21 protein-coding genes and 3 tRNA genes are annotated in these 22,963 nt (G+C 68.9%); 3 read left to right on the top strand and 21 right to left on the bottom strand.

Going from position 1 to position 22,963, the window contains the following annotated elements; genetic code table 11:
* Positions 1–9: 9 nt before the first annotated feature.
* The 12 genes from fdhE to tolB all read right to left on the bottom strand — a co-directional run bounded on the left by fdhE (position 10) and on the right by tolB (position 11,697).
* Positions 10–1,110 carry a formate dehydrogenase accessory protein FdhE gene (gene fdhE, locus N5D62_RS21255; protein ID WP_279759888.1) on the bottom strand — a complete coding sequence of 367 codons (1,101 nt, stop codon included), beginning with the start codon at positions 1,108–1,110 and terminating at the stop codon, positions 10–12.
* Entirely contained in the window at positions 1,107–1,727 is a 621-nt protein-coding gene (locus tag N5D62_RS21250; RefSeq protein ID WP_279759887.1) for a formate dehydrogenase subunit gamma, read from the bottom strand. The genes fdhE and N5D62_RS21250 overlap by 4 nt, the downstream gene beginning before the upstream one ends.
* 18 nt (positions 1,728–1,745) lie before the next feature.
* A complete protein-coding gene (fdxH, locus tag N5D62_RS21245) occupies positions 1,746–2,714 on the bottom strand; it encodes a formate dehydrogenase subunit beta (protein WP_279759886.1) in 969 nt (322 codons plus the stop codon).
* 11 nt (positions 2,715–2,725) lie between these two features.
* The gene (gene fdnG, locus N5D62_RS21240) at positions 2,726–5,794 is read right to left on the bottom strand and encodes a formate dehydrogenase-N subunit alpha (protein ID WP_279759885.1); all 3,069 of its coding nucleotides are present in this window, start codon (positions 5,792–5,794) and stop codon (positions 2,726–2,728) included.
* Between the two features lie 354 nt (positions 5,795–6,148).
* Entirely contained in the window at positions 6,149–7,243 is a 1,095-nt protein-coding gene (apbC, locus tag N5D62_RS21235) for an iron-sulfur cluster carrier protein ApbC (RefSeq protein ID WP_279759884.1), read from the bottom strand.
* A 150-nt stretch (positions 7,244–7,393) separates the two neighbouring features.
* Positions 7,394–7,469: transfer RNA gene (locus N5D62_RS21230), tRNA-Lys, on the bottom strand.
* A 164-nt stretch (positions 7,470–7,633) separates the two neighbouring features.
* Positions 7,634–7,709, bottom strand: a tRNA-Lys gene (locus N5D62_RS21225).
* A 26-nt stretch (positions 7,710–7,735) separates the two neighbouring features.
* Positions 7,736–7,811 (bottom strand) — tRNA-Lys (locus N5D62_RS21220).
* A 97-nt stretch (positions 7,812–7,908) separates the two neighbouring features.
* Positions 7,909–8,721: a tRNA threonylcarbamoyladenosine dehydratase gene (locus N5D62_RS21215; protein ID WP_279759883.1), complete on the bottom strand. Its 813-nt coding sequence runs from the start codon at positions 8,719–8,721 to the stop codon at positions 7,909–7,911.
* A gap of 32 nt (positions 8,722–8,753) precedes the next feature.
* The gene (ybgF, locus tag N5D62_RS21210; RefSeq protein ID WP_279759882.1) at positions 8,754–9,563 is read right to left on the bottom strand and encodes a tol-pal system protein YbgF; all 810 of its coding nucleotides are present in this window, start codon (positions 9,561–9,563) and stop codon (positions 8,754–8,756) included.
* 9 nt (positions 9,564–9,572) lie between these two features.
* On the bottom strand, positions 9,573–10,106 hold the full coding sequence (gene pal / locus N5D62_RS21205) for a peptidoglycan-associated lipoprotein Pal (RefSeq protein ID WP_279759881.1): 534 nt from the start codon (positions 10,104–10,106) through the stop codon (positions 9,573–9,575).
* 265 nt (positions 10,107–10,371) lie between these two features.
* Positions 10,372–11,697: a Tol-Pal system beta propeller repeat protein TolB gene (tolB, locus tag N5D62_RS21200; RefSeq protein WP_279759880.1), complete on the bottom strand. Its 1,326-nt coding sequence runs from the start codon at positions 11,695–11,697 to the stop codon at positions 10,372–10,374.
* A gap of 260 nt (positions 11,698–11,957) precedes the next feature.
* Here tolB and N5D62_RS21195 point away from each other — a divergent pair, with 260 nt between their 5' ends.
* Positions 11,958–12,746, top strand: a complete 789-nt coding sequence (locus N5D62_RS21195; RefSeq protein WP_279759879.1) for a hypothetical protein — start codon at positions 11,958–11,960, stop codon at positions 12,744–12,746.
* A complete protein-coding gene (locus N5D62_RS21190) occupies positions 12,743–13,348 on the top strand; it encodes a hypothetical protein (protein ID WP_279759878.1) in 606 nt (201 codons plus the stop codon). The genes N5D62_RS21195 and N5D62_RS21190 overlap by 4 nt, the downstream gene beginning before the upstream one ends.
* A gap of 33 nt (positions 13,349–13,381) precedes the next feature.
* On the opposite strand, the gene rng is transcribed toward N5D62_RS21190, so the two are convergent.
* From rng to N5D62_RS21145, 9 genes are all read right to left on the bottom strand, one after another.
* Positions 13,382–14,875 carry a ribonuclease G gene (gene rng / locus N5D62_RS21185; RefSeq protein ID WP_279759877.1) on the bottom strand — a complete coding sequence of 498 codons (1,494 nt, stop codon included), beginning with the start codon at positions 14,873–14,875 and terminating at the stop codon, positions 13,382–13,384.
* A 93-nt stretch (positions 14,876–14,968) separates the two neighbouring features.
* Positions 14,969–15,589, bottom strand: coding sequence for a Maf family protein (locus tag N5D62_RS21180; RefSeq protein ID WP_279759876.1), 621 nt, complete (start codon positions 15,587–15,589; stop codon positions 14,969–14,971).
* A gap of 7 nt (positions 15,590–15,596) precedes the next feature.
* On the bottom strand, positions 15,597–16,067 hold the full coding sequence (gene rlmH / locus N5D62_RS21175) for a 23S rRNA (pseudouridine(1915)-N(3))-methyltransferase RlmH (RefSeq protein WP_279759875.1): 471 nt from the start codon (positions 16,065–16,067) through the stop codon (positions 15,597–15,599).
* A gap of 4 nt (positions 16,068–16,071) precedes the next feature.
* The gene (gene rsfS / locus N5D62_RS21170; protein WP_279759874.1) at positions 16,072–16,926 is read right to left on the bottom strand and encodes a ribosome silencing factor; all 855 of its coding nucleotides are present in this window, start codon (positions 16,924–16,926) and stop codon (positions 16,072–16,074) included.
* On the bottom strand, positions 16,927–17,553 hold the full coding sequence (gene nadD / locus N5D62_RS21165; protein ID WP_279759873.1) for a nicotinate (nicotinamide) nucleotide adenylyltransferase: 627 nt from the start codon (positions 17,551–17,553) through the stop codon (positions 16,927–16,929). It abuts the gene before it with no gap.
* A 9-nt stretch (positions 17,554–17,562) separates the two neighbouring features.
* A complete protein-coding gene (gene hemF / locus N5D62_RS21160) occupies positions 17,563–18,498 on the bottom strand; it encodes an oxygen-dependent coproporphyrinogen oxidase (RefSeq protein ID WP_279759872.1) in 936 nt (311 codons plus the stop codon).
* Positions 18,495–19,190 (bottom strand): 1-acyl-sn-glycerol-3-phosphate acyltransferase, encoded by a 696-nt coding sequence (locus tag N5D62_RS21155; RefSeq protein ID WP_279759871.1) that lies wholly within the window; start codon positions 19,188–19,190, stop codon positions 18,495–18,497. Before N5D62_RS21155 ends, hemF begins: the two co-directional genes overlap by 4 nt.
* 6 nt (positions 19,191–19,196) lie before the next feature.
* Positions 19,197–20,477, bottom strand: a complete 1,281-nt coding sequence (gene purD, locus N5D62_RS21150) for a phosphoribosylamine--glycine ligase (protein ID WP_279759870.1) — start codon at positions 20,475–20,477, stop codon at positions 19,197–19,199.
* A complete protein-coding gene (locus N5D62_RS21145) occupies positions 20,474–21,199 on the bottom strand; it encodes a YebC/PmpR family DNA-binding transcriptional regulator (protein WP_279759869.1) in 726 nt (241 codons plus the stop codon). Before N5D62_RS21145 ends, purD begins: the two co-directional genes overlap by 4 nt.
* A gap of 103 nt (positions 21,200–21,302) precedes the next feature.
* Between N5D62_RS21145 and N5D62_RS21140 the strand changes: the two genes are divergently transcribed.
* Positions 21,303–22,907 (top strand): helicase HerA-like domain-containing protein, encoded by a 1,605-nt coding sequence (locus N5D62_RS21140; protein WP_279759868.1) that lies wholly within the window; start codon positions 21,303–21,305, stop codon positions 22,905–22,907.
* The last annotated feature ends 56 nt before the right edge of the window (positions 22,908–22,963 follow it).

Raw genomic sequence — 22,963 nt, 5'->3', positions numbered from 1 at the left:
GCTTCATGCTCAGCGCCTTCCCGGATCGGGCGGCGCCGCCGCGCCGGGCGGGTCGCCGGAGGTCTCTCGCGCGGCCTCGGGCTCGCCCAGGACCAGCAGCGGATTGAAGCCCTGGCGCACCAGGCCCAGCTCGCCGACCAGCAGGTCCAGCGTCAGCGTGGCCAGGTCGTCGGCCAGCGGCTCGACCTGCAGGTCCTTCTCCATGTGGACCTGCTTCAAGTAGTGGCCGCAGGTCTCGCAGCACTCGGCCGCGACCGCCTCGGACTTCCGTCCATCGGCGTCGACCAGGCTCTGGAAGCTGATGCCCTTCGTGCCCTGGCAGTGGGTGCACTTGATGCGCACGTAATGCCATTGCGCCGCGCACAGCGAGCAGGCCAGGAAGCGCTGCCCCGACAACTCCGCCGCGATGCGCGTGATCGAGGCCACCGGCCGCGAGCCGCAGCAGGGGCAGACGGTGGGGTCGTCGATCATGCCGAACGGCGCCACGTTCTCGCCCTGGTCGCTGCGGTCGTAGCGCTGCTGCAGCTGCGTCACCAGCCGCGTCCAGTGCAGCTGCAGCGCCGCGGCGACCAGCGGCGCCGCCGCCGGATCGAGCCCCGGCGCGCCGCCGGCCAGCAGCGCGTTGGCCTGCTGCTCCAGCCAGCCGTCGTCGGCGTCGCCGAGCTGCTTCACCAGCTGCCGGGCCGGATCGGGAATCGCCGCCGTGCCGATCAGGCCCAGCAACGCGCGCAACTCCTCGCGCCAGACCGCCTCGCGCGGATGCCGGGTCGCCTCCACCGGCGGCAGCCCGCCGACCATCGCGCCGTTGACCAGCACCTCGTCGGGCAGCCGCAACGCGCGCGGCTGGCTGAACAGCTCATGCTGCGCCTGCGCCAGCGCGGCCACGAACAGCAGGTAGTCCCGCATCGCATGGCCATCGGCGAGCTGGCGCAACCGCAGCGCCCGCTCGGCGAAGACGCCGGGATCGGGCAGCCGCACCGGCGCGGCGCGCGCGCCGGCGTTCACCGCGATCTCCTCCGGCGTCATCATCCGGATCGAGGCGGACGCGGAGGGGGTGGCGGTCGACGCCGGGGTCGAGGGGGAAAAACCGGGAGGGGGACTGGCCGTCATGCGCGGGGACGCTCCTTCGCTGCCTTGTGCCACAGCGGGTGATGGTGCGCGGCCCAGGTGTCGGTGACTGTGCCACGGGTCATCGCCCGGAACGAGCCCTTGACCCAGATCGCGGCGTAGACATGGATGATGATCGTGAGGATCAGGATCGCCGCAGAGGCCGAGTGCAGCACCACCGCCACGCGCCGCATCAGGATGTTCCCGTCGGGGAACCAGGCGTGCCAGAACATGAAGCCGGTGACGAACAGGATCGTCAGCGACACGGCCATGATCCAGAACACCACCTTCTGCCCGGCGTTGTACTTGTGGGCGGGCTGCACGTCCTCCTTGGTGGCGCCGGAGATCATGTCCTTGCTCTGGCGCATCCACTGCGAGTCGGCGTCGGTCCACAGGTTGTCGCGCCACATCTGCGCGGCCAGGAAGGCGAAGGCCACCACCATCAGCACGCCCATGTAGGGATGCAGGATGCGCGCCCACGGCCCGCCGCCGAACAGGTGGCTCAGGAAGTACAGGCTCGGATGGAAGAAGGCCAGCCCCGAGAGCCCGGCGCACAGGAACAGCAGCACGATGAGCCAGTGGTTGATCCGCTGGCTGTCGCGATAGCGTTGCAGCAACATCTCGCTCTCCCGGTGGGTTCAGAGGCCGCCGCCGGCGGGCGGCACGCGCGGATCGCGGGACGCGTCCAGGGGCGGCTCGCCCCGCTTGGCACGCTCGTAGGCCAGTTCCTCGTCGGCGTCGGGCTCGTCGTGCCCGGTCTGCTGCGGCCCGACCTTCATGTAATGGAAGAAGCCGGCCACCGCGGCGCCGATCATCGCGGCCACCGCCAGCGGCTTGGCCGCGCCCTTCCACAGCGACACCAGCGGGCTGATCTGCGGATCCTTGGGCAGGCCGTGATACAGCTGCGGCTGGTCCGCGTGCTGCAGCACGTACATCACGTGCGTGCCGCCGACGCCCTGCGGGTCGTACACGCCCGCGTTCTGGTAGCCGCGCTCCTTCAGGTCGACGATGCGTTCCGAGGCGAACTCATGCATGTCCTCCTTCGAGCCGAAGCGGATCGCCCCGGTCGGGCAGGCCTTCACGCAGGCCGGTTCCAGCCCGACGCCGACCCGGTCCGAGCACAGGCTGCACTTGTAGGCCTTGTTGTCGGCCTTGCTGATGCGCGGCACGTCGAACGGACAGCCGGTCACGCAATTGCCGCAGCCGATGCAGTGCTCGGAGATGAAGTCGACGATGCCGTTCTGGTACTTCACGATCGCGCCCGGCGCGGGACAGCTCTTGAGGCAGCCGGGGTCGTCGCAATGCATGCAGCCGTCCTTGCGGATCAGCCACTCCAGCTTGTTCTCGACGACCTCCACCTCCGAGAAGCGCATCACCGTCCACGACTGCGGCGTCAGGTCGCGCGGGTTGTCGTAGGTGCCGTGCGTGTCGCCGACGTCGTCGCGCAGGTCGTTCCACTGCATGCAGGCGACCTGGCAAGCCTTGCAGCCGATGCACGAGGAGACGTCGATCAGCTTGGCCACCTCCGTCGTCGTGCGCCGCGCGTCGGGACTGGGCAGCGTCGTGGCGGAGCGCTTGGCGATGTCCAGGGATTGCAATGAAGACATGGCGGCGCTCCTCAGGCTTTCTCGATGTTGACGGTGAAGCTCTTGAACTCCGGCGTCTGCGTGTTGGCGTCCCCGACGAACGGGGTCAGCGTGTTCACGAGATAACCGGGCTTGGCCACGCCGACGAAGCCCCAGTGGTTGGGCAGGCCCACCGTGTGGACCCGCTTGCCGCCGACGTCCAGCGACGCCACGCGCTTGGTCACCACCGCCACGGCCTTGATGAAGCCGCGGTTGGAACTGACCTTCACCTGATCGCCATTGGCGATCCCCTTCTCCTTGGCGAGCTCCTCGCCGATCTCCACGAACTGCTGCGGCTGGATCACCGCGCTGGTTCGCACGTTCTTGGTCCAGTAATGGAAGTGCTCGGTGAGCCGGTAGCTCGTGGCCACGTAGGGGAACTTGTCGGGCTTGCCGAACTGCTCCCGGTCGCCCTTGAACACGCGGCCCGCCGGGTTGTTCATCGCCTTGGCGTTGTTCGGGTGCAGCGGGTTCTGCGTCAGCGGCGACTCGAAGGGCTCGTAATGCTCGGGCAGCGGGCCGTCGACCATGCCGCTGGGCGCGAACAGCCGCGCCACGCCCTCGGCGGTCATGATGAAGGGCCGCACCGCGTCCTCGTCGTTCGGGTTCGCGTCCGGACGGATGTCGGGCACGTCCGAGCCGCCCCACTTGTCGGTGAAGCTGACCAGGCGCCGTTTCGGATTCCACGGCTTGCCGGTCGGGTCGCAGGACGCGGCGTTGTAGAGCACGCGCCGGTTCGCCGGCCAGGCCCAGGCCCAGTTCAGCGTCTGGCCGATGCCCCACGGGTCGCTGTTGTCGCGCCGCGCCATCTGGTTGCCGGCCTGCGTCCAGGCGCCGGCGTAGATCCAGCAGCCGCTGGCCGTGCTGCCGTCGTCGCGCAGCAGGCCGAAGCCCGAGAGCTGCTCGCCCGCCTTCTGCAGGACCTTGGTCGGGTCCTTCGGATCGGTCACGTCGGCCAGCGCCTTGCCGTTGTATTCCATCGCCAGCTCCTCGGCCGAGGGGCTGTGCGGGATCTTGTACGGCCAGCTCAGGTTGAGGATCGGATCGGGGAAGGCGCCGCCGTCCTTCTGGTACATCGCCCGCAGGCGCAGGAAGATCTCCGCGATGATCTCGGCGTCGCCCTTGGCCTCGCCCGGAGGCTCGGCGCCCTTCCAGTGCCACTGCAGCCAGCGGCCCGAGTTGGTCAGCGAGCCGTCCTCCTCCGCGAAGCAGGTGCTCGGGAAGCGGAAGACCACCGTCTGGATGTCCTCGCTCTTCACGTCGTTGTGCTCGCCGTAGTTCTTCCAGAACTCGGCGGTCTCGGTGTTGAGCGGGTCGATGATCGCGAGGAACTTCAGCTTGGACAGGCTGTCGACGATCTTCTTCTTGTTGGGGAAGGACCCCACCGGGTTGAAGCCCTGGCAGACGTAGCCGTTGACCTTGCCCTGGCTCATCAGCTCGAAGGCCTGCAGCACGTCGTAGCCCTTGTCCCACTTGGGCAGGTAGTGGAAGGCCCAGTCGTTCTCCTTGGTCGCGTACTTGCCCCACCACGACTTCTGCTGGCTGACGAAGAACTTCGGATAGTTCTGCCAGAAGCTCATCTGGTTGGGCCGCAGCGGCTTGAGCGCCTTGGTCTTGTAGTAGGTCTCGAGGTCCTGCTCCGAGTCCTTGGGCAGCGTCATGTAGCCCGTCAGCGAGGTCGACAGCAGGCCCAGGTCGGTCAGGCCCTGGATGTTGCTGTGGCCGCGCAGCGCGTTCATGCCGCCACCCGGCTGGCCGATGTTGCCCAGCAGCAGCTGCATCAACGCGCCGGTGCGGATGATCTGCGAGCCCTGGCTGTGCTGCGTCCAGCCCAGCGCGTACATCACCGTCATCACCTTGCCGGGGACCGAGGTCTCGGCGATCTGCTTGCAGACCTCCAGGAACTTGTCCTTGGGCGTGCCGGTGATCTCGCTGACCTTCTCCGGCGTGTAGCGCGAGTAATGCTGCTTCATGACGTTGAGCACGCAGCGCGGGTGCTGCATCGTCATGTCGACCTTGGCGAAGCCCTTGTCGTCCATCTCGTAGGCCCAGGACGCGTTGTTGTACGCGCGCTTGGCCTCGTCGTAGCCGGAGAACAGGCCGTCCTCGAACTTGTAGCCCTCATTGATGAGGAAGGTCGCGTTCGTGTAGTTGCGGACGTACTCCGTCTGGATCTTGTTGTTGCTCAGCAGGTAGTTGATGACGCCGCCGAGGAAGGCGATGTCCGAGCCGGCGCGGATCGGCGCGTAGTAATCGCTCATCGCGGCCGAGCGCGTGAAGCGCGGGTCGACGACGATCAGCCGGGCCTTGTTGTGATGCTTGGCCTCGATCACCCACTTGAAGCCGCAGGGATGCGCCTCGGCGGCATTGCCGCCCATGATCAGCACGAGATCGGCGTTCTTGATGTCCACCCAGTGGTTGGTCATCGCGCCGCGTCCGAACGTCGGGGCCAGACTGGCCACCGTCGGTCCGTGTCAAACGCGCGCCTGGTTGTCGAACGCCAGCATCCCCGTCGAGCGCATCGCCTTGTGGGTGATGTAGCCCGATTCGTTCGAGGACGCGGAAGCGCAGATCATGCCGGTCGAGAGCCAGCGGTTGACGGTCTTGCCGTCGGCGTTGGTCGCGATGAAATTGGCGTCGCGGTCGGCCTTGAGCAGCTTGACGAAGCGGTTCATCGCCTCGTCCCAGCTCACCCTCTTCCACTCCTTGGCGCCCGCCTCGCGGATCTCCGGATACTTCAGCCGGTTGGGGCTGTGCACGAAGTCCAGCAGGCCCGCACCCTTCGGGCACAGCGTGCCGCGATTGACCGGGTGGTCCGGGTCGCCTTCGATGTGGATGATCTCCGGGGTGACGTTCTTCGCCTTGTCCCCCAGCGAGTACATGATGATCCCGCAGCCCACCGAGCAGTAGGGACAGGTGTTGCGGGTCTCGGTCGCCCGGGCGAGCTTGAACTGGCGGGTCTCGGCCAGTGCAGCGGTTGGAGAAAATCCCAACGCGACGAGGCTGGAGCCCATGACGGCCGCCCCGCTCACCCGGAAGAAATGCCTCCGGTGCATGTCCATTGCTTGTGCCCTCCTGGGTTCGGCGACGTTGCCGACCTGGGTGAAGTGACGGCCAATTCCCGAACGAGCAAAAAGCCGTTCAGGTATTTCGTCACAAAGGCTGGGCTTTGTCCAATCCGTAGTCACCCTCTCAAGTCCGAGGGAACCACTGGGCGCACAGGGGTGTGGGTTCGGTTTTTTCTGGGGGCGCGGTTTTGTGCGGCGCGGGAGCGTGACACCGAGAAGACCGGTGCCCCCTTGCGCTCAGACGCCTCCGCACGCTCGGCATTCGCTTCAGGGGGCACCGGTCTCCTCGGTGTCCGACACAGTGCTGCACTGCAGCGAAAGGCAGTGCGGGCTGTGGTGGCGTGGGGGTCAGGTGTTCTTCGAGATCGTGATCGTCGGGAACTTCGACGAGTAATCCTTCGCCTGACCCGCCAGCTTCACCGCCACCTTGCGCGCGATCTGCTTGTAGGCCTGTGCGTGCGGTCCATCGGGCTCCGCCACCACCGTCGGCTTGCCGCTGTCGGCCTGCTCGCGGATCGACAGCGCCAGCGGCAGCGAGCCCAGCAGCTCCTGCCCATACTGGTCCGCCATGCGCTGGCCACCGCCGCTGCCGAAGATGTGCTCGGCATGCCCGCAGTTGCTGCAGACGTGGATCGCCATGTTCTCGACGATGCCCAGGATCGGCACGCCGACCTTCTCGAACATCTTCAAGCCCTTCTTCGCATCGATCAGCGCGATGTCCTGCGGCGTCGTCACGATCACCGAACCGCTCACCGGCACCCGCTGCGACAAGGTCAGCTGGATGTCGCCCGTGCCCGGCGGCATGTCGATCACCAGGTAATCCAGGTCGCGCCAGCGCGTCTGGCGCAGCAGTTGCTCCAGCGCCTGCGTCGCCATCGGACCGCGCCAGACCATCGCCTGGTCGTCCTCGACCAGGAAACCGATCGACATCAGTTGCAGGCCATGCGATTCCAGCGGCTCCATCGTCTGGCCGTCGGTGCTCTCCGGCCGGCCATGGACGCCCAGCATCAGCGGCAGGCTGGGGCCGTAGATGTCCGCATCCAGCAGGCCCACCGTCGCGCCCTCGGCCGACAGCGCCAGCGCCAGGTTGGCCGCGGTCGTGCTCTTGCCCACGCCGCCCTTGCCGGACGCCACCGCGATGATGTTCTTCACCCCCGGCAGCAACTGCACGCCGCGCTGCACCGCGTGGGCGACGATCTTCATCGTCACGCCGACGCTGACATTGCCCACGCCCGGCACCGTGCGCGCCGCCGCCACCAGCGCCGCGCGCAGCGCGTCGACCTGGCTCGCGGCGGGATATCCCAGTTCGATGTCGAAGCTCACCGCGTCGCCGGCGACCTTCAGGTTCCGCAGCTGCTTGGTCGACACGAAGTCGCTGCCGGTGTTCGGGTCGACGACCTGCTGCAGGGCCTGCAGCAGTTGGGCTTCTTGGATCTGGGACATGTCGAGGAGGATCGAGCGATCGGAGGAAATTTGGCGGGCAGTCTAGCCGACCGGGCAAAACCCGATATTCGCAGGCGGGAAGCGGGTTCTCAACAAACCCCGCGCGCCAATGACAAAAGGGGTTGCAGCATCGCTGCAACCCCTTCGAGTTGGTGGGCCCTGAAGGATTCGAACCTTCGACCAACGGATTAAGAGTCCGCTGCTCTACCAACTGAGCTAAGAGCCCGAAATTCTTTTCGTTTCGCGTCACCGGAGTGATTTATCGCGAAGCCGAGATTATGTCAGATATTTGGATCTCATTCCACCGATTCCCCTCTGACATCGTTTCGTCTTCCGTGAATCGCACGCGTGTCGCGCGCCGTTCACATCGACGATCCGACAAGGATCGGTTGGTGGGCCCTGAAGGATTCGAACCTTCGACCAACGGATTAAGAGTCCGCTGCTCTACCAACTGAGCTAAGAGCCCCCGAGAAAATCCAAACTGAAGCGGTTTGGTGGGTCGTGCAGGATTCGAACCTGCGACCAACGGATTAAAAGTCCGCTGCTCTACCGACTGAGCTAACGACCCGAAGCCGTGCTTCAAGCAGTGAAGGCCGGGATCCCTTGCGTTTTCCCGACCTCCGCCGCGTCGCTTCGAGGTGTTTGCCCCTCAGCAGAGCCGCAGATTATAGGACGGATTTTTGTGATCGCGCAAGTGCTTTCAAATACCGCGCCACGAGTTCCGCCGCGGCGACCATGCCGAAGCCGGCGGTGACCGCCACGCTCGAGCCATAGCCATGGCAATTCAGGTTGGCGTCGATGTCGCAGGCCTCCACGCCCTCGGGGCGCGTCACCGGCTCGCGCGAGAACACGCAGGTCACGCCCATCGCGCCCTGGCGCGGCGCGGCGTGGAACTTGCGCAGCCGCTGGCGCAGGCTGGCCAGCAGCGGATCGTGCGTGGTCTCGGACAGGTCCAGGATCTCCACCGCCTGCGGCCGGTGCTTGCCGCCGGCCGCGCCGATGCAGACCTGCGGCAGCTTCAGCGCCCTCGCCCACGCGGCGACCTGCGCCTTCGCGCGCACCTGGTCGCAGGCGTCGACGATGCCGTCGACTTGCACGTCGCCGAGCAGGCCGGGCCAGTTGGCCTCGTCCACGAAGTCCTCGATCGTGACGACCTCGCAGCCCGGATGGATGTCGGCGATGCGCTGCTTCAGCGCCTCGGCCTTGGCCATGCCCAGCGTGCTGCCCAGCGCCTGCACCTGGCGGTTGATGTTGGATTCGGCGACGTGGTCCAGGTCGATCAGCACCAGCCGGGCGACGCCCATGCGCGCCAGCGCCTCCACCACCCACGAGCCGACGCCGCCCAGCCCCACGACGCAGAAGCGCGCCGCGCGCAGCCGCGCGTAGTCACGGTCGCCGTGCAGGCGGCGCAGGCCGCCGAAGCGGCGCTCCGCGTCGGCGTCCAGGTCGAGGGGGCCGTGCCCGGTCTCCAGGGTCAAGATCGTTGCGCGCCGAGCGCGTCCTCAGCCGGTCAGCGCAGGCCCGCCGCGCGTTCCTTGGCGGCCTTGGCCGCCTCGCTGCCGGGATAGGCCTTTTGCAGGTCGTCCAGCGTCTTGCGGGCGCTCTTGGTGTCCTTGAGCTCGATCTGGCAGTTGGCGATCGCCAGCAGGCTCTCGGCCGCGCGCGGGTGCTCCGGGTTCGCGGCGACGAAGGCCTTGAAGGTCGCGATCGCACCCTTGTAGTCGCGCTTGCCGTACTGGGCATTGCCCAGCCAGAAGCGCACCGAGTCGGAATAGCCGCTCGCCGGGAAGCGCTGCAGGAACGAGGTGAAGGCGGACACCGCCTCGTTGAAGTCGCCGCGACGGATCAGGCCCATGGCCGCGTCGAACTGGCGCTTCTCTTCCGGATCGGCCTGGAATTCCTTGCCGTCCAGCGACACCTTCTGCGGCTCCAGCGGGCGCAGCCGGTTGTCCAGGGTGGCCGACTGGTCGGTCACCTTGCGTTGGGTCTCGGACAGGTCGCGGGCCAGCTGTTCGTTCTGGCCGCGCAGCTTGGCCAGTTCGGCCTTGAGCCCGTCGATCTGTCCGGACAGGTCCAGCAGACCGCGCCGGGCGGTCTCGAGCTGGGCCTGCAGGTCCGCGGCACGGGCACGCTGCGTCTCCTCGTTCTGAGCCATCTTGGCGCGCAGGTCGAGGATGGCCTTGCGGGCCTCGTCGTCGTCGAACAGCGCCGCCCGCGCGGGGCCGGCGGCGCTCAGCGCCAGGAGGACGCCGACCAGCGTGGCCTTGGCCACGGCGACCGGCGCGAACGGAAGGGAACGGGAGAGTCGCAGCATGCTCATGTCACCGGATTACTTGTCGCGCAGTTCGACGCGACGGTTCTTGGCCCAGGCTTCCTCGTTGTGGCCGGTGTCGGCCGGACGTTCCTTGCCGAAGCTCACCGGCTCGACCTGGTTGGCCGCCACGCCCAGCAGCGTCAGCGACTTGGCGACCGCCTCGGCGCGCTTCTGGCCCAGGGCGAGGTTGTACTCGCGGCCGCCGCGTTCGTCGGCATGGCCTTCCAGGCTCAGCTGCAGCGACTTCTTGTTGTTCAGGCGCTTGGCGTGGTTGTCGATCAGGCCGCGGTACTCGTCCTTGACGATGAAGCTGTCGAAGTCGAAATACACCACGCGCTGGTTGGACACCGCGGCGTCGAGCTGGGCGCCCAGGTCCACCGTCTGGACACGGCTCTGCGCGTTGGCGTTGGGATCGGCCGCCGGGGCCTGCGGCTGGGTCGCGACCGGTTCCTTGGTCTCGACCTTGGCGGGCTCGTCCAGCTTGGTGGAGCTGCAAGCGGACAGGGCAGCCGCGGCCACCAGGCCAAGCATCAGTTTTTCGAATTTCATGGGGATTCGCTCCTATGGGTCAAAGCGGGCGGGGGGAAAGGGGCAGGACGTGGCGGCCGGACTGCGCCGCTGGTGAAGCCGCGGAAAACAGCAATTGTGAATCATCGGCTAACACGTTCGCGGGGCGGAACTCGCTCCGCGAAAGTGGCGCCGGCCTGTCGCGCTCACGGCTCGCACAGGACGGGCGAAGCGCGACGCCAACGTAGGCAAACCGTGTGCCCGACGTCGGCAAGGGCTTTGGATTTCCGGTGGGGTCCAAGGCGGATCAGTTGACGAACGGGCCCCAGGCGGGCTCGCGGATGTCGGACACGCCCGGGGTCGCGAGCTTGGCCTTGACCTTGCCGTCCAGCGTCGTCGTCATCAGCACGTCGCGGCCGCCGGCGCGCGTCGCGTAGACGATCAGCTTGCCGTTGGGGGCGAAGCTCGGGCTCTCGTCGTCGCTGGTGTCGGTGATCTGCTGCACCTGGCCGCTGCCGAGGTCCATCACGCACAGCTTGAAGGTGCCGCCGCCCACGCGCGTGACGTAGGCCATCGTGCGGCCGTCGGGGCTGATCGACGGGCTGATGTTGTAGTTGCCGCTGAAGGTGACCCGCTCCGCGCTGCCGCCGGAGACCGGCATGCGGTAGATCTGCGGTGCGCCGCCGCGGTCGCTGACGAAATAGATCTGCGCGCCGTCGGGCGAGAACGTCGCCTCGGTGTCGATCGCGGAGGTCTGCGTCAGGCGCTTGGCGCCGGAGCCGTCCTTGTTGATCAGGTAGAGCTGCGAGCCGCCCTCGCGCGACAGCGTGACCGCCAGCTGCTGGCCGTTGGGCGAGAACGCCGGCGCGCTGTTGCTGCCGCGGAAGTCGGCGACCTTGCGGCGGCTGCCGGTGCGCAGGTTCTGGATCCAGACCACCGCCTTGCGCGACTCGAAGCTGACGTAGGCGACCTCGTTGCCGTCCGGCGACCAGGCCGGCGAGATGATGGCCTCGGGGCTGTTGAGCACGGTCTGCTCGCCCTCGCCGTCCGCGTCGGCGACGCGCAGCGAGTACCGCGGGCCGGCCTTGTTCACGTAGACCAGGCGCGTGGCGAAGACGCCGCGCTCGCCGGTGAGCTTCTGGTAGATCGTGTCGGCGATCTTGTGCGCGGCCAGGCGCAGGTCGGCCGGCACGACCGGCAGGCTCTCGCTGGCCAGGTCGGTGCCCTTGACGACGTCCCACAGCCGATAGCGCACGTCGAAACGGCCGTCGGCGAGCCGCGCCGCGGACCCCGCCGCCAGCGCGTCGGCGGCGCGGGCGCGCCAGTCGACGAACTGCGGCTGCGAGTTCTCGGACATGCCGGCCTGGCCGGGCACGATGCTGAACTGGCCGCTGCGCTCGAGGTCGGCGCGGATGATCGCCGCCAGCGGCTGGCCGGTGGCCGATTCGTTGCTGAAATCGCTGATCGCGATCGGCACGCGCGTCGCGCCGACGCCGGCGATCTCGACGCGGAATTGCGCGAAGGACGGGAGCGTCAGCCCCGCGGCCAGGCCGCCGAGCAGTCCCCGGCGCGTCAACGCGCCGATGCCTTGAGGAAGAAGAGCGGGGGAGGAGGCGATCGTCTTGGTGCTCATCGGCTTGCGGAACGAATGAAGGCCCGATTGTGCCCGAGGCCCATGCAGGGGTTACGAATCGGCGGGACCCGACGTTACAAAGGGCAAGGCGATCGGCAAGCGGCGCTCCAGCCCCCGGCCAAGTTGAACACCCACCTATTCATGTCATCTACCTCGGCCTGATCCATCAGTTCAGGCCATACCGGCCGTCCCCGCGAATTTCCAAAATCTCCGCTTCGCCCCGCAAGGGGCCGCTGAGCCGATGGAGGCGAGAGGGACCGATGGCTGACTCCAAATCCCCGCTGCGAGACCGCCTGCGCCCCTGGCTGATCGCCCTGGTGTGGCTGTCCTGCGCCGGGCTGTTCAAGGCGGCCTTCGCCGAGCCGTCGCCCGCGGACACCCCGCACGCCGCGCCGGCCTTGATCCTGGTCACGCCGTTCGGGCCGAAAAGCGGGCCCGGCCATGTCGCGCGCACGATGGCGGACGTGTGGGCCGAGCGGACCGGCGCCGCGGTCGAGATCCGCCACCTGCCGGACCGCCAGGGCTACGCCGCCGCGCGCCTGGTGGCCGCGTCGCCGCCCGACGGCCGCGTGCTGCTGCTGACCGTCAGCACGCTGCTGGACCGCCCTCCCCGCCTCGCCGACGACCCCTTCGCGCCGGTCGCCGCGACGGCCTCGGACTTCACGCCGCTGGCCCGTGTCGGTCATCTTCCCTTCGTGACCGCGTTCCCGCCCGGCATGTTCGGACGCTGGGTGACGCTGCCGGCACCGCCCGCGCCAGCGCCCGCCGCGGTCGCGGCCCTGACGCCCGTGGCCTCGCGCGCCGCGGCGATGGTCCCCCGGTCCCTGGCGCCGCTGGACGCGGTACCCGACCACGAGGACTTCCGCGACCTGGTCGCCCGCGACGTCCCCGCCTGGAACGCATTGCTCGCGCCGCCACGCCTGCCCGCCCCGCTGGCAGCCGAACTGCGCGAGACATGGCGGCACGTCCTGGCGGACGCCCGCGTGCGCCTGGCCCTCGCGCAGACCGGCACCGAACTTTGGGAAATTCTTCCGGAGCACACACGATGACCTCGATTTCGTTCAAGCACCTCGTCGCCGCGTCGGCGCATTTCCACCGCCTCGTCCGCGCCCGGTTGGTGACCGACGACGGCCTCGCCCATGCGCAGACCCAGATCCTCGGCGCGGCACGGCTGGCGGGGCTGCTGATGTTCCGCAGTTTCCGCGTCGACACCCAGCGCCTCGCGCCGGGCATGCGCGTCGCCTCCGACGAGGCGCGCCTCCACGGCACGACCCTGCGCGACGTGCTGCTGGCCACGCTGCACCAACTGGGCCACCCGGTGGCGGAGGACGACCTGGACGGCCATTGCCAGACCGCGGCGCTGTCGCGGCTCGCGTTCTTCGAGGTCCACGAGCGTCTTACCCGGCCGGCGCTGTCGTATCTGGAGTTGTCGCCGATGGGCGTGCGCGATGCCGCCGTGGCCGCCGCGACGGCCGCGGCCGGCCTGATCCACGACCACGCGCCTGCGATGCCTGTCCGCCAGGCCGCGGCACTCGCCTGCTTCGGCTTCGAGGAAGGCGTCACGACGGTGCCGTGGCCGCTGGCGCCGACACCGCGCGCCATGCGCCCCCTGGGCGCGACCGCTTTCACGCATCTCGACCTGGCCTGGTAAGGCCGGTCCCTGCGGCGCACCTGCGCCGCGGACTCACATCAGCACGATGTCGTAATGCTCGGTCTGGTTGGTCGGCTCGGCGGTCAACGAGATCGGCTTGCCGATGAAGTCCGACAGCCCCGCCAGATGCTGGCTCTCCTCGTCCAGCAGCATTTCCACGACATTGGCGGCCGCCACGACGCGGAACTCCTTCGGATTGAACTGCCGCGACTCGCGCAGGATCTCTCGCATGATGTCGTAGCAGATGCTGCGGGCGGTCTTGACCTGGCCGCGCGCCTCGCAGGTCGGGCACGGCTCGCAGAGCATGCGGGCCAGTGACTCCCGCGTGCGCTTGCGGGTCAGCTCGACCAATCCCAGTTGCGTGAAGCCGCCGATCGTCACCTTGGTGCGGTCGCGATTGAGCTGCTTGCGGAACTCCTGCAGCACCGAGGTCTTGTGCTCCTCGCGGGTCATGTCGATGAAGTCGACGATGATGATCCCGCCCAGGTTGCGCAGGCGCAGCTGACGCGCGATCGCGCCGGCCGCCTCGAGGTTGGTCTTGAAGATCGTGTCGTCGAAGTTGCGCGCGCCGACGAAGCCGCCGGTGTTGACGTCGATCGTCGTCATCGCCTCGGTCTGGTCGATGATCAGGTAGCCGCCCGACTTCAGGTCGACGCGCCGCGCCAGCGCGCGGGCGATCTCGGCATCGATGTTGTTCAGGTCGAAGATCGGGCGCTCGCCCCGGTACAGCTCCAGCTTCGCGGTCGCCGTCGGCATGTAGGTCTCGCCGAACTGGCGCACGACGTCGTGCTGCAGCGTCGAGTCGATGCGGATCGAGTTGGTCCGCTCGCTGGCCAGGTCGCGCAGCACGCGCTCCACCAGGCTCAGGTCCTGGTACAGCAGGCTGCCCGGCGGCAGCGTCAGCGCCTTGTCGCGGATCGAGGTCCAGGTCTTGCGCAGGTAAGCGATGTCGGCGCCGAGCTCGTCGTCGCTCGCCTCCTCGGCATTGGTGCGCAGGATGAAGCCGCCGGTGTTGCCGTCCTGCACGCCCGCCGATACCAGCGTCTGCATGCGCGCGCGCAGCGCGTCGCGGGCCTCGGGCGAACCGATCTTCTGCGAGATGCCGATGTGGTTGTCCTGCGGCAGGTGCACCAGCAGCCGGCCGGCGATCGAGATCTGCGTCGACAGCCGCGCGCCCTTGGTGCCGATCGGGTCCTTGATCACCTGCACCGTCAAGGCCTGGCCCTCGTAGACGAGGCGCTCGATCGGCACCGCCTGGCCGTTCTCCCCGTGCGGCCCGTGGTGGCCACGGGGCTGGACGCCGTTGAGGTGCAGGTCCGCGACGTGCAGGAAAGCCGCGCGCTCCAGCCCGATGTCGATGAAGGCGGACTGCATGCCCGGCAGCACCCGCGCCACCTTGCCGAGATAGACGTTGCCGACGAGGCCGCGTTCCAGCGTGCGCTCGATGTGCAGTTCCTGCACGGCCCCGTTCTCGACCACGGCCACCCGCGTTTCCTGCGGGGTCCAGTTGATCAGGATGTCTTCCATGTTCTTGTGCTCCAGCGCTCTCGTCAGCCTCGGGGCTGGCGGCAACGCTCGAGTCGCCCTCCGGTTCGCGGCGGTCGGTCCGCGTCGCCGGCTTCAGACGGAGAAGCCGGCCTCCCTCAACAGTTGCGCCGTCTCGAAGAGCGGCAGGCCCATGATGCCCGAATAACTGCCGGCGATGTGCTCGATCCAGGCGGCCGCCTGACTTTGTATCGCATAGGCGCCGGCCTTGCCCATGGGTTCACCCGAAGCCACGTAGGCCTGCAGGCGCGCCGCGCCGATCTCGGCGAATCGCACCTGCGACACGTTGACGGCGCCGAGCACGCGGCCGTCGGGCAGGCCGATGGCGACCGCGGTCAGCACCCGGTGCTCGCGGCCGGACAGGCTGGCGAGCATCGCCAGCGCATGGTCCGCGTCGTCGGGCTTGCCCAGGATCCGCGCGCCGAGCGCCACCGTCGTGTCCGAGCACAACACCGGCGCCGCGGCCAGCCCGCGCGCCTCGCGGCGGCGCAGCGCGGCCTGCAGCTTGGCGGCGGTGACGCGGCTCACGTAGTCGTCGGGCGACTCGCCGTCGACCAGCGCCTCGAGCGCTTCGGCGTCCTCTTCCGCGCCAGGCAGCAGCAATTCATGGCGAACGCCGATCTGCTCGAGCAGCTGGCGGCGGCGCGGGCTCTGCGAGGCGAGGTAGACGAATCCGGGGAAAGGCGCAGTCGACATGGACGGGTCACTCGCGGTGATACGGATGCCCTTCCATGACGGACCAGGCGCGGTAGAGGCCTTCGGCCAGCAGCACGCGGACGAACGCGTGCGGCAGGGTCAGGTCGGACAGGCGCAGCTTCTCGTCGGCGCGCGACTTGAGGCTGTCGTCCAGCCCGTCCGGCCCGCCGATGAAGATCGCGACGTCGCGGCCGTCGCCGCGCCAGGTCTCGAGGCGCTGCGCGAGCTGCTTCGAGGTGACGCGATCGCCGCGTTCGTCGAGCACCACGCGCCGCGCGCCCTTCGGGCAGGCGGCGTCCAGGCGCTGCGCCTCGGCCGCCATCAGTTGCTCGGTGGACTTGCCGGTGGTGCGCGGCTCCGCCTTCACCGCCTTGAGCTCCAGCCGCATCTCGGGCGGGAAGCGCTTGGCGAAATCCTCATAGGCCTCGTCGGCCCAGGCCGGCATCTTCTGGCCGACCGCGCACAGCACCAGGCGCACGGGGTCAGGCCTTGGCCTTGGACTTCGTGCCGGTCTTGACCGTCGTCTTCTTGGCCGCCGGCTTCGCGGCCGCCTTCTTCACCGCGGGCTTGGCCGCGGACTTCGCGGCGGGTTTGGCAGCAGGTTTAGCGGCGGCGACCTTCGGCGACACCTTCTTCACCGCCGGCTTCTTCGAGCCGACCTTCACCGTCTCGATCGGCGCCTTCGTGGCGGCCGGCTTGCGGGCGGTCTTGGCCGCGGGCTTGGCGTCGGCGGACTTGGCCGTCGTCTTCTTCGCGGCGGGCTTGGCCGCCTTGGCTGGCTTGGCCGCCTTGTCGGCGGCCTTGTCCGTCGCCTTCGCGGCGGCGGACTTCTTGCCGGTGGCGCGGGTCGGCGCCTTCTTCGACGCGGAGGCGACCGCCTCGCCGTCGGCCGACTTGGCCTTGGCCGGCTTCTTCGCCGCGGACTTCTTCGCCTTGGGCGCGTCCTCGTCCTCGTCGATCGGCTCGGAGGCCTTCACCAGCTTCGTGCCGCTGTTGCCCAGCTTGAGCTTGACCGGCTTGCCGCCCCAGATTTCCTCGAGGTGGTAGTACTGGCGGATCGCCGGCTGCATCAGATGGACGACGGCCGCGCCGCAGTCCACGATGATCCATTCGCCGTTGTCCTCGCCCTCGGTGCGCATGACCTGCATGCCGCGCTTCTTGACCGTCTCGCGCACGCTGGACGCCAGCGCCTTGGTCTGCCGGTTGCTCGTGCCCGACGCGATGATCACGCGCTCGAACAACGGCGACAAGCGCTCGGTGTCGAAGACCAGGATGTCCTGCGCCTTCACATCCTCCAGACCATCGACGATGGCACGTTCCAGTTTCTTGATGTCCATTCAGTTCTCACTGTAGAGACGGTGCCGGGCAATATACCCCGCCACCTCGTCGCCCACCACGGGCCTCACGTCAGCGCCCTCGGCCGCCAGACGGCGGGCCTCGGTGGATGACCATTGCAGCGCCGGCATCGTCAGCGGGACCAGCCGGTGCGGCCGTTCCAGCAGCGCCGCCGGCGCCCTCACCTCGTCCCGCGCGCGGGCGGCCACCGCCAGTCCCATGCGCTCGACCAGTTCCTCCCAACCGTTCCAGCTCGTGAAGCCGGCCAGTTGGTCCTGTCCCAGGATCAGCCAGAGCGCGTCGTCGGGGCGCTCCTGCTGATACCCGCGCACCGAGTCGAGCGTGTAGCTCGGCCCGACGCGCCTCATCTCGCGATCGTCGAGGACGAAGCGCGCGTCGCCGCCCGGCCCCTCGATCGTCAACCGGACCATCTCGGCCCGGTCCGCGGCGCTCGCCATGCGCCGTCCCGCCTTCTGCCACGGCTGCCCCGCGACGATCCAACGCACCTCGTCCAGGCCCAGCTGGTCGAGCGCCGCGCGCGCCAGCACCAGGTGGGCGCGATGGACCGGATCGAACGACCCGCCGAACCATCCGACCTGTCGCGTGCGGTTCGAATGGCTCTTGCTCACTCGTGACCCTCAGAACCAGAGATGCGTGGGCGGCTCGTCCGCCCAGTCCCGCGGACGCAGGAAGTCGCTGTACAGCCGCGCCTCGGGCGAGCCCTCCTCGGGCGCCCAGTCGTAGCGCCAGCGCGCCACCGGCGGCATCGACATCAGGATCGACTCGGTGCGGCCGCCCGACTGCAGCCCGAACAGCGTGCCGCGGTCGAAGACCAGGTTGAACTCGACATAGCGCCCGCGGCGGTAGGCCTGGAAGTCGCGCTCGCGCTCGCCGTAGGCCAGGCCGTGGCGGCGCTCGACGATCGGCTCGTAGGCCGGCACGAACGCGTCGCCGACCGACTGCAGCATGCCGAAGGCCTGGTCGAAGCCGCCCTCGGCGTGGTCGTCGAAGAAGATGCCGCCGATGCCGCGCGGCTCGTTGCGGTGCTTCAGGTGGAAGTACTCGTCGCACCACTGCTTGAAGCGCGGGTAGAGGTCCGGGCCGTGCGGCTCCAGCGCCGCGCGGCAGGTGCGATGGAAATGCTGCGCGTCGCGCTCGAAGCCGTAGTACGGCGTCAGGTCCATGCCGCCGCCGAACCAGACGACCGGATCGCGGTCCGCCGGCAGCGCCGCGAACATGCGCACGTTCATGTGGACCGTCGGCACGAAGGGATTGTGCGGGTGCAGCACCAGCGACACGCCCATCGCCTCGAACGGCGAGCCCGCCAGCTCGGGCCGGTGCGCGGTGGCCGACGGCGGCAGCACGCGGCCGCGCACATGCGAGAAGTTGACGCCGCCGCGCTCGAAGACGGCGCCGTTCTCGATCAGGCGCACCAGGCCATCGCCCTCGAGGCGGCCGCCGGGTTCGCGCTGCCAGGCATCGACGATGAAGGCCTGGCCATCCAGCCGTTCCAGGGTCGTGACGATCCGCTGCTGCAGGCCGAGCAGGTAGTCGCGCACCAACTGCGTGTTCATCGGGGATCTCCGTCGGAGGCGGTCTCTCGTGCCGCCGTGGGCTGGGGGGCGGTGGGCGCGGCGGGCGCGTTGGGCTTGAGCCGGATCGGACCGGCCTGCTCGGGGTGCTTGCCGCGGCGGCCCTTCAGGATCTCGGCGAACAGCGCGAAGTCCTGGTCGGGATCGCCGCTGACCTCGACGAAGTCGGTGAAGACCACGCGCCGGATGGCGAAGTCGAACGACGCCAGCCCGACCGGCACGCCGGCCTGCACGGCCACGTGGTACGCGCCCGACTTCCAGTGGTCGACGTAGCCGCGCGTGCCTTCGGGCGCGGCGATCAGCCAGAACGGCTCGCCGCGCGCGCGGGCCTCGAGCATCTGGCCGACGGTGTCCCCGACCAGCCCGTTGGCCGAGCGCCGGTTCACCGCCACGCCGCCGATCGCGCGCATCCAGTGGCCGACGAGCGGCAGCTTGAACAGGCTGTCCTTGGCCCAGAAGCGCAGCTGGAAACCGAGGCTCCACTTCGTCAGCACGCCGATCGGGAAGTCCCAGTTCGACGTGTGCGGGTAGACCATCACGACGCCCTGCTTCGCCGGCAGGCCGTGGCAGTCGATGCCCCAGCCGAACAGGCGCATCACGGCGCGCGCCAGCGCGCTGCCGCCGGACATCGGCGTCAGCGGGCCGGTCCAGCGGCGGGGAGCGGAAGGAGCCACGTCAGGTCAGCGCTTGATCGCGCGATGGCCGATGTCCTGGCGGTACTGCTTGCCGTCGAACTGGATCGATTGCGCGGCCTGGTAGGCGCGCTGCTGCGCGTGGCGCACCGCCTCGCCCAGCGCCGTCACGCACAGCACGCGGCCGCCGCTGGTGACCAGCTTGTCGTCCTGCATCGCGGTGCCGGCGTGGAAGACCATCGCGTCCTCGGCGTCCTCGGGCAGGCCGGTGATCGCGTCGCCCTTGCGCGGCGACAGCGGATACCCGCTCGCGGCCATCACCACGCCCAGCGCGGCGCGGCGGTCCCACTGCAGCTCGACCTGGTCGAGCGTGCCGTCGGTGGCGTGCATCAGCACCTCGAACAGGTCGCTCTTGAGCCGCATCATGATCGGCTGCGTCTCGGGGTCGCCCATGCGGGTGTTGAACTCGACGGTGCGCGGCTGGCCCTGCGCGTCGATCATCAGCCCGGCGTACAGGAAGCCGGTGAACGGCGTGCCGTCGCGGGCCATGCCCTGGATCGTCGGCATGACGATCTCGTGCATCACCTTGGCGTGCACGTTGGGCGTGACCACCGGCGCCGGCGAGTACGCGCCCATGCCGCCCGTGTTGGGGCCCTGGTCGGCGTCGAGCAGCCGCTTGTGGTCCTGGCTGGTGGCCAGCGGCAGGACGTTGCGGCCGTCGCACAGCACGATGAAGCTGGCTTCCTCGCCTTCGAGGAACTGCTCGATGACGACGCGCGCGCCGCCCTCGTTGTGCACGACGCCGAGCTTGTTGTCGGCCAGGATCCAGTCGATCGCCTCGTGCGCCTCCTGCAGCGTCATCGCCACGACGACGCCCTTGCCCGCGGCCAGGCCGTCGGCCTTGATGACGATCGGCGCGCCCTGCGCGTCGACGTAGGCATGCGCGGCGGCGGTGTCGCTGAAGGTCTCGTACGCGGCGGTGGGGATGCCGTGGCGCTTCATGAACTCCTTGGCGAAGGCCTTGGAGCTCTCCAGCTGCGCGGCCGCCTTGGTGGGGCCGAAGATGCGCAGCCCGCGGGCGCGGAACTCGTCGACGACGCCGGCGGCCAGGAAGGCCTCGGGGCCGACCACCGTCAGCGCGATCTTCTGCTCGACCGCGAAGTCGGCCAGCGCCTTGACGTCGGTGATCGGGACGTTCTTCAGCAGCGGATCACGCGCGGTGCCGCCGTTGCCGGGGGCCACGAACACCTGCGTGACGCGCTCGCCCTGCGCCAGACGCCAGGCCAGCGCATGCTCGCGGCCGCCATTGCCAAGGACCAGGACCTTCATTCGGACAGGCTCGCGTTGTGATAGACCTCCTGGACGTCGTCCAGGTCCTCGATGATGTCGAGCAGCTTCTGCATGCGCGCGGCCTCGTCGCCGGCCAGGTCGATCGTGTTCTCGGCGCGCATCGTGACTTCGGCGACCTCGGCCTTCAGGCCGGCCGCCTCCAGCGCGTTCTTCACCGCCTCGTAGTCGCCCGGGGCGGTCAGCACCTCGATGGCGCCGTCGTCGTCGGTGATCACGTCCTCGGCGCCGGCTTCCAGCGCCACTTCCATGACCTTGTCCTCGGACGTGCCCGGCGCGAAGACCAGCTGGCCGCAATGCTTGAACTGGAAGGCCACCGAGCCCTCGGTGCCCAGGTTGCCGCCGTACTTGCTGAACGCGTGACGGACCTCGGCGACGGTGCGCACGCGGTTGTCGGTCATGCAGTCCACGATGACCGCGGCGCCGCCGATGCCGTAGCCCTCGTAGCGGATTTCCTCGTAGGTCACGCCGTCGAGGTTGCCGGTGGCCTTGTCGACGTTGCGCTTGATGTTGTCGGCCGGCATGTTGGCGGCCTTGGCCTTCTCGATCGCCAGGCGCAGGCGGGGATTCATGTTGACGTCGGCACCGCCGGCGCGCGCCGAGACGATGATTTCACGCGTCAGACGGGTCCAGATCTTTCCGCGCTTCTCGTCCTGGCGGCCCTTGCGGTGCTGGATGTTGGCCCATTTGGAATGCCCTGCCATGTCCTCGTTCTCCTATGAACGACGGCCCGGAAAAACTCCGGGCCGGCGCTGTTGATGCTTCGTTAGACTGCGATTTTAGCTTTTTGCCTCTGGAGACTTCCGCATGGCCGACCCGATCCTGCTGGCCCGCCACGGCGACATCGAATGTCAGCTGCTGCCGGCGTTGGCCAACCGCCACGGCCTGATCACCGGCGCGACCGGCACCGGCAAGACGATCAGTCTCCAGAAACTGGCCGAATCGTTCAGCCAGATGGGCGTCCCGGTCTTCATGGCGGACGTCAAGGGCGACCTGACCGGCATCTCCCAGGCGGGCGCCCCGTCGACCAAGTTGCTGGCCGTGCTCAAGGAGCGCGGCATCGAGCCGCCCGCGGCGATCGCCTGCCCCACCACGCTGTGGGACGTCTTCGGCGAGCAGGGCCATCCGGTGCGCGCCACCGTCTCCGACATGGGTCCGCTGCTGCTGTCGCGGATGCTGGGCCTGAACGAGACCCAGGCCGGCGTGCTGCAGATGGTGTTCAAGATCGCCGACGACCAGGGCCTGGCGCTGCTGGACCTGAAGGACCTGCGCGCGATGCTGCAGCACGTCGGCGACAACGCCAGCGACTTCACCACCCAGTACGGCAACGTGTCGGCGGCCAGCGTCGGCGCGATCCAGCGCGGGCTGCTGCAGATCGAGGCGCAGGGCGGCGACAAGTTCTTCGGCGAGCCGATGCTCGACATCCACGACTTCATGCAGACGTCGGACGGCCTGGGCGTCATCAACATCCTGGCGGCCGACAAGCTGATGGCGGCGCCGCGGCTGTACGCGACCTTCCTGCTGTGGATGCTGTCGGAGCTGTTCGAGACGCTGCCCGAGGTCGGCGACCTGGACAAGCCCAAGCTGGTGTTCTTCTTCGACGAGGCGCACCTGCTGTTCAAGGACGCGCCGTCGGCGCTGGTCGAGCGCATCGAGCTGGTGGTGCGCCTGGTGCGGTCCAAGGGCGTGGGCGTCTATTTCGTGACGCAGAACCCGCTGGACATCCCGGACACGGTGCTGGGCCAGCTCGGCAACCGGGTGCAGCACGCGCTGCGCGCCTTCACGCCGCGCGACCAGAAGGCGGTCAAGGCCGCCGCCGACACGATGCGGCCGAAGGCGGGCCTGGACATCGCGATGGCGATCACCGAACTGGGCGTCGGCGAGGCGCTGGTCAGCCTGCTCGACGACAAGGGCCGGCCCTGCATCACCGAACGCGTGTTCGTGCTGCCGCCGGGCAGCCAGATCGGCCCGATCACGCCGGAGCAGCGCAAGGCGCTGATCGCCGGCTCGCTGGTCGCGGGCGTGTACGAGAAGCAGGTCGACCGCGAGTCGGCCTATGAAAAGCTGACCGGCCGCGCCGCCGCGACGCCGGCCGCGCAGGAACGCCAGCAGCAGCAGGCACCGGCGTCGCGCGGCGGCTCGATGGCCGACGAGGCGGACAGCGCCTTCCGCACCGGCGGCGGCCGCGCGGCACCCGCGCCGGCGCCGCAGCCCGACCAGGGCGGCGGCATGCTGGACGGCCTGAAGGACGTGCTCTTCGGCAGCACCGGCCCGCGCGGCGGACGCCATGAGGGCCTGGCCGAGACGGCGGCCAAGTCGGCGCTGCGCTCGATCGGCTCGTCGGTGGGCCGCGAGATCGTCCGCGGCGTGCTGGGCAGCTTGCTGGGCGGCGGCTCGAAGCGCCGCCGTTGACGCCCGGCACGCGGGCCCGAGCCCGCGCGCTCGCCACACGAAGCAACGGGGCCCTC

The sequence above is a fragment of the Mitsuaria sp. GD03876 genome (genome assembly GCF_029840635.1).
Taxonomy (GTDB): Bacteria; Pseudomonadota; Gammaproteobacteria; order Burkholderiales; family Burkholderiaceae_C; genus Roseateles.
The sequence above is the reverse complement of the archived record's forward strand: the minus strand, read 5'-3'. Positions and strand labels throughout refer to the sequence as shown.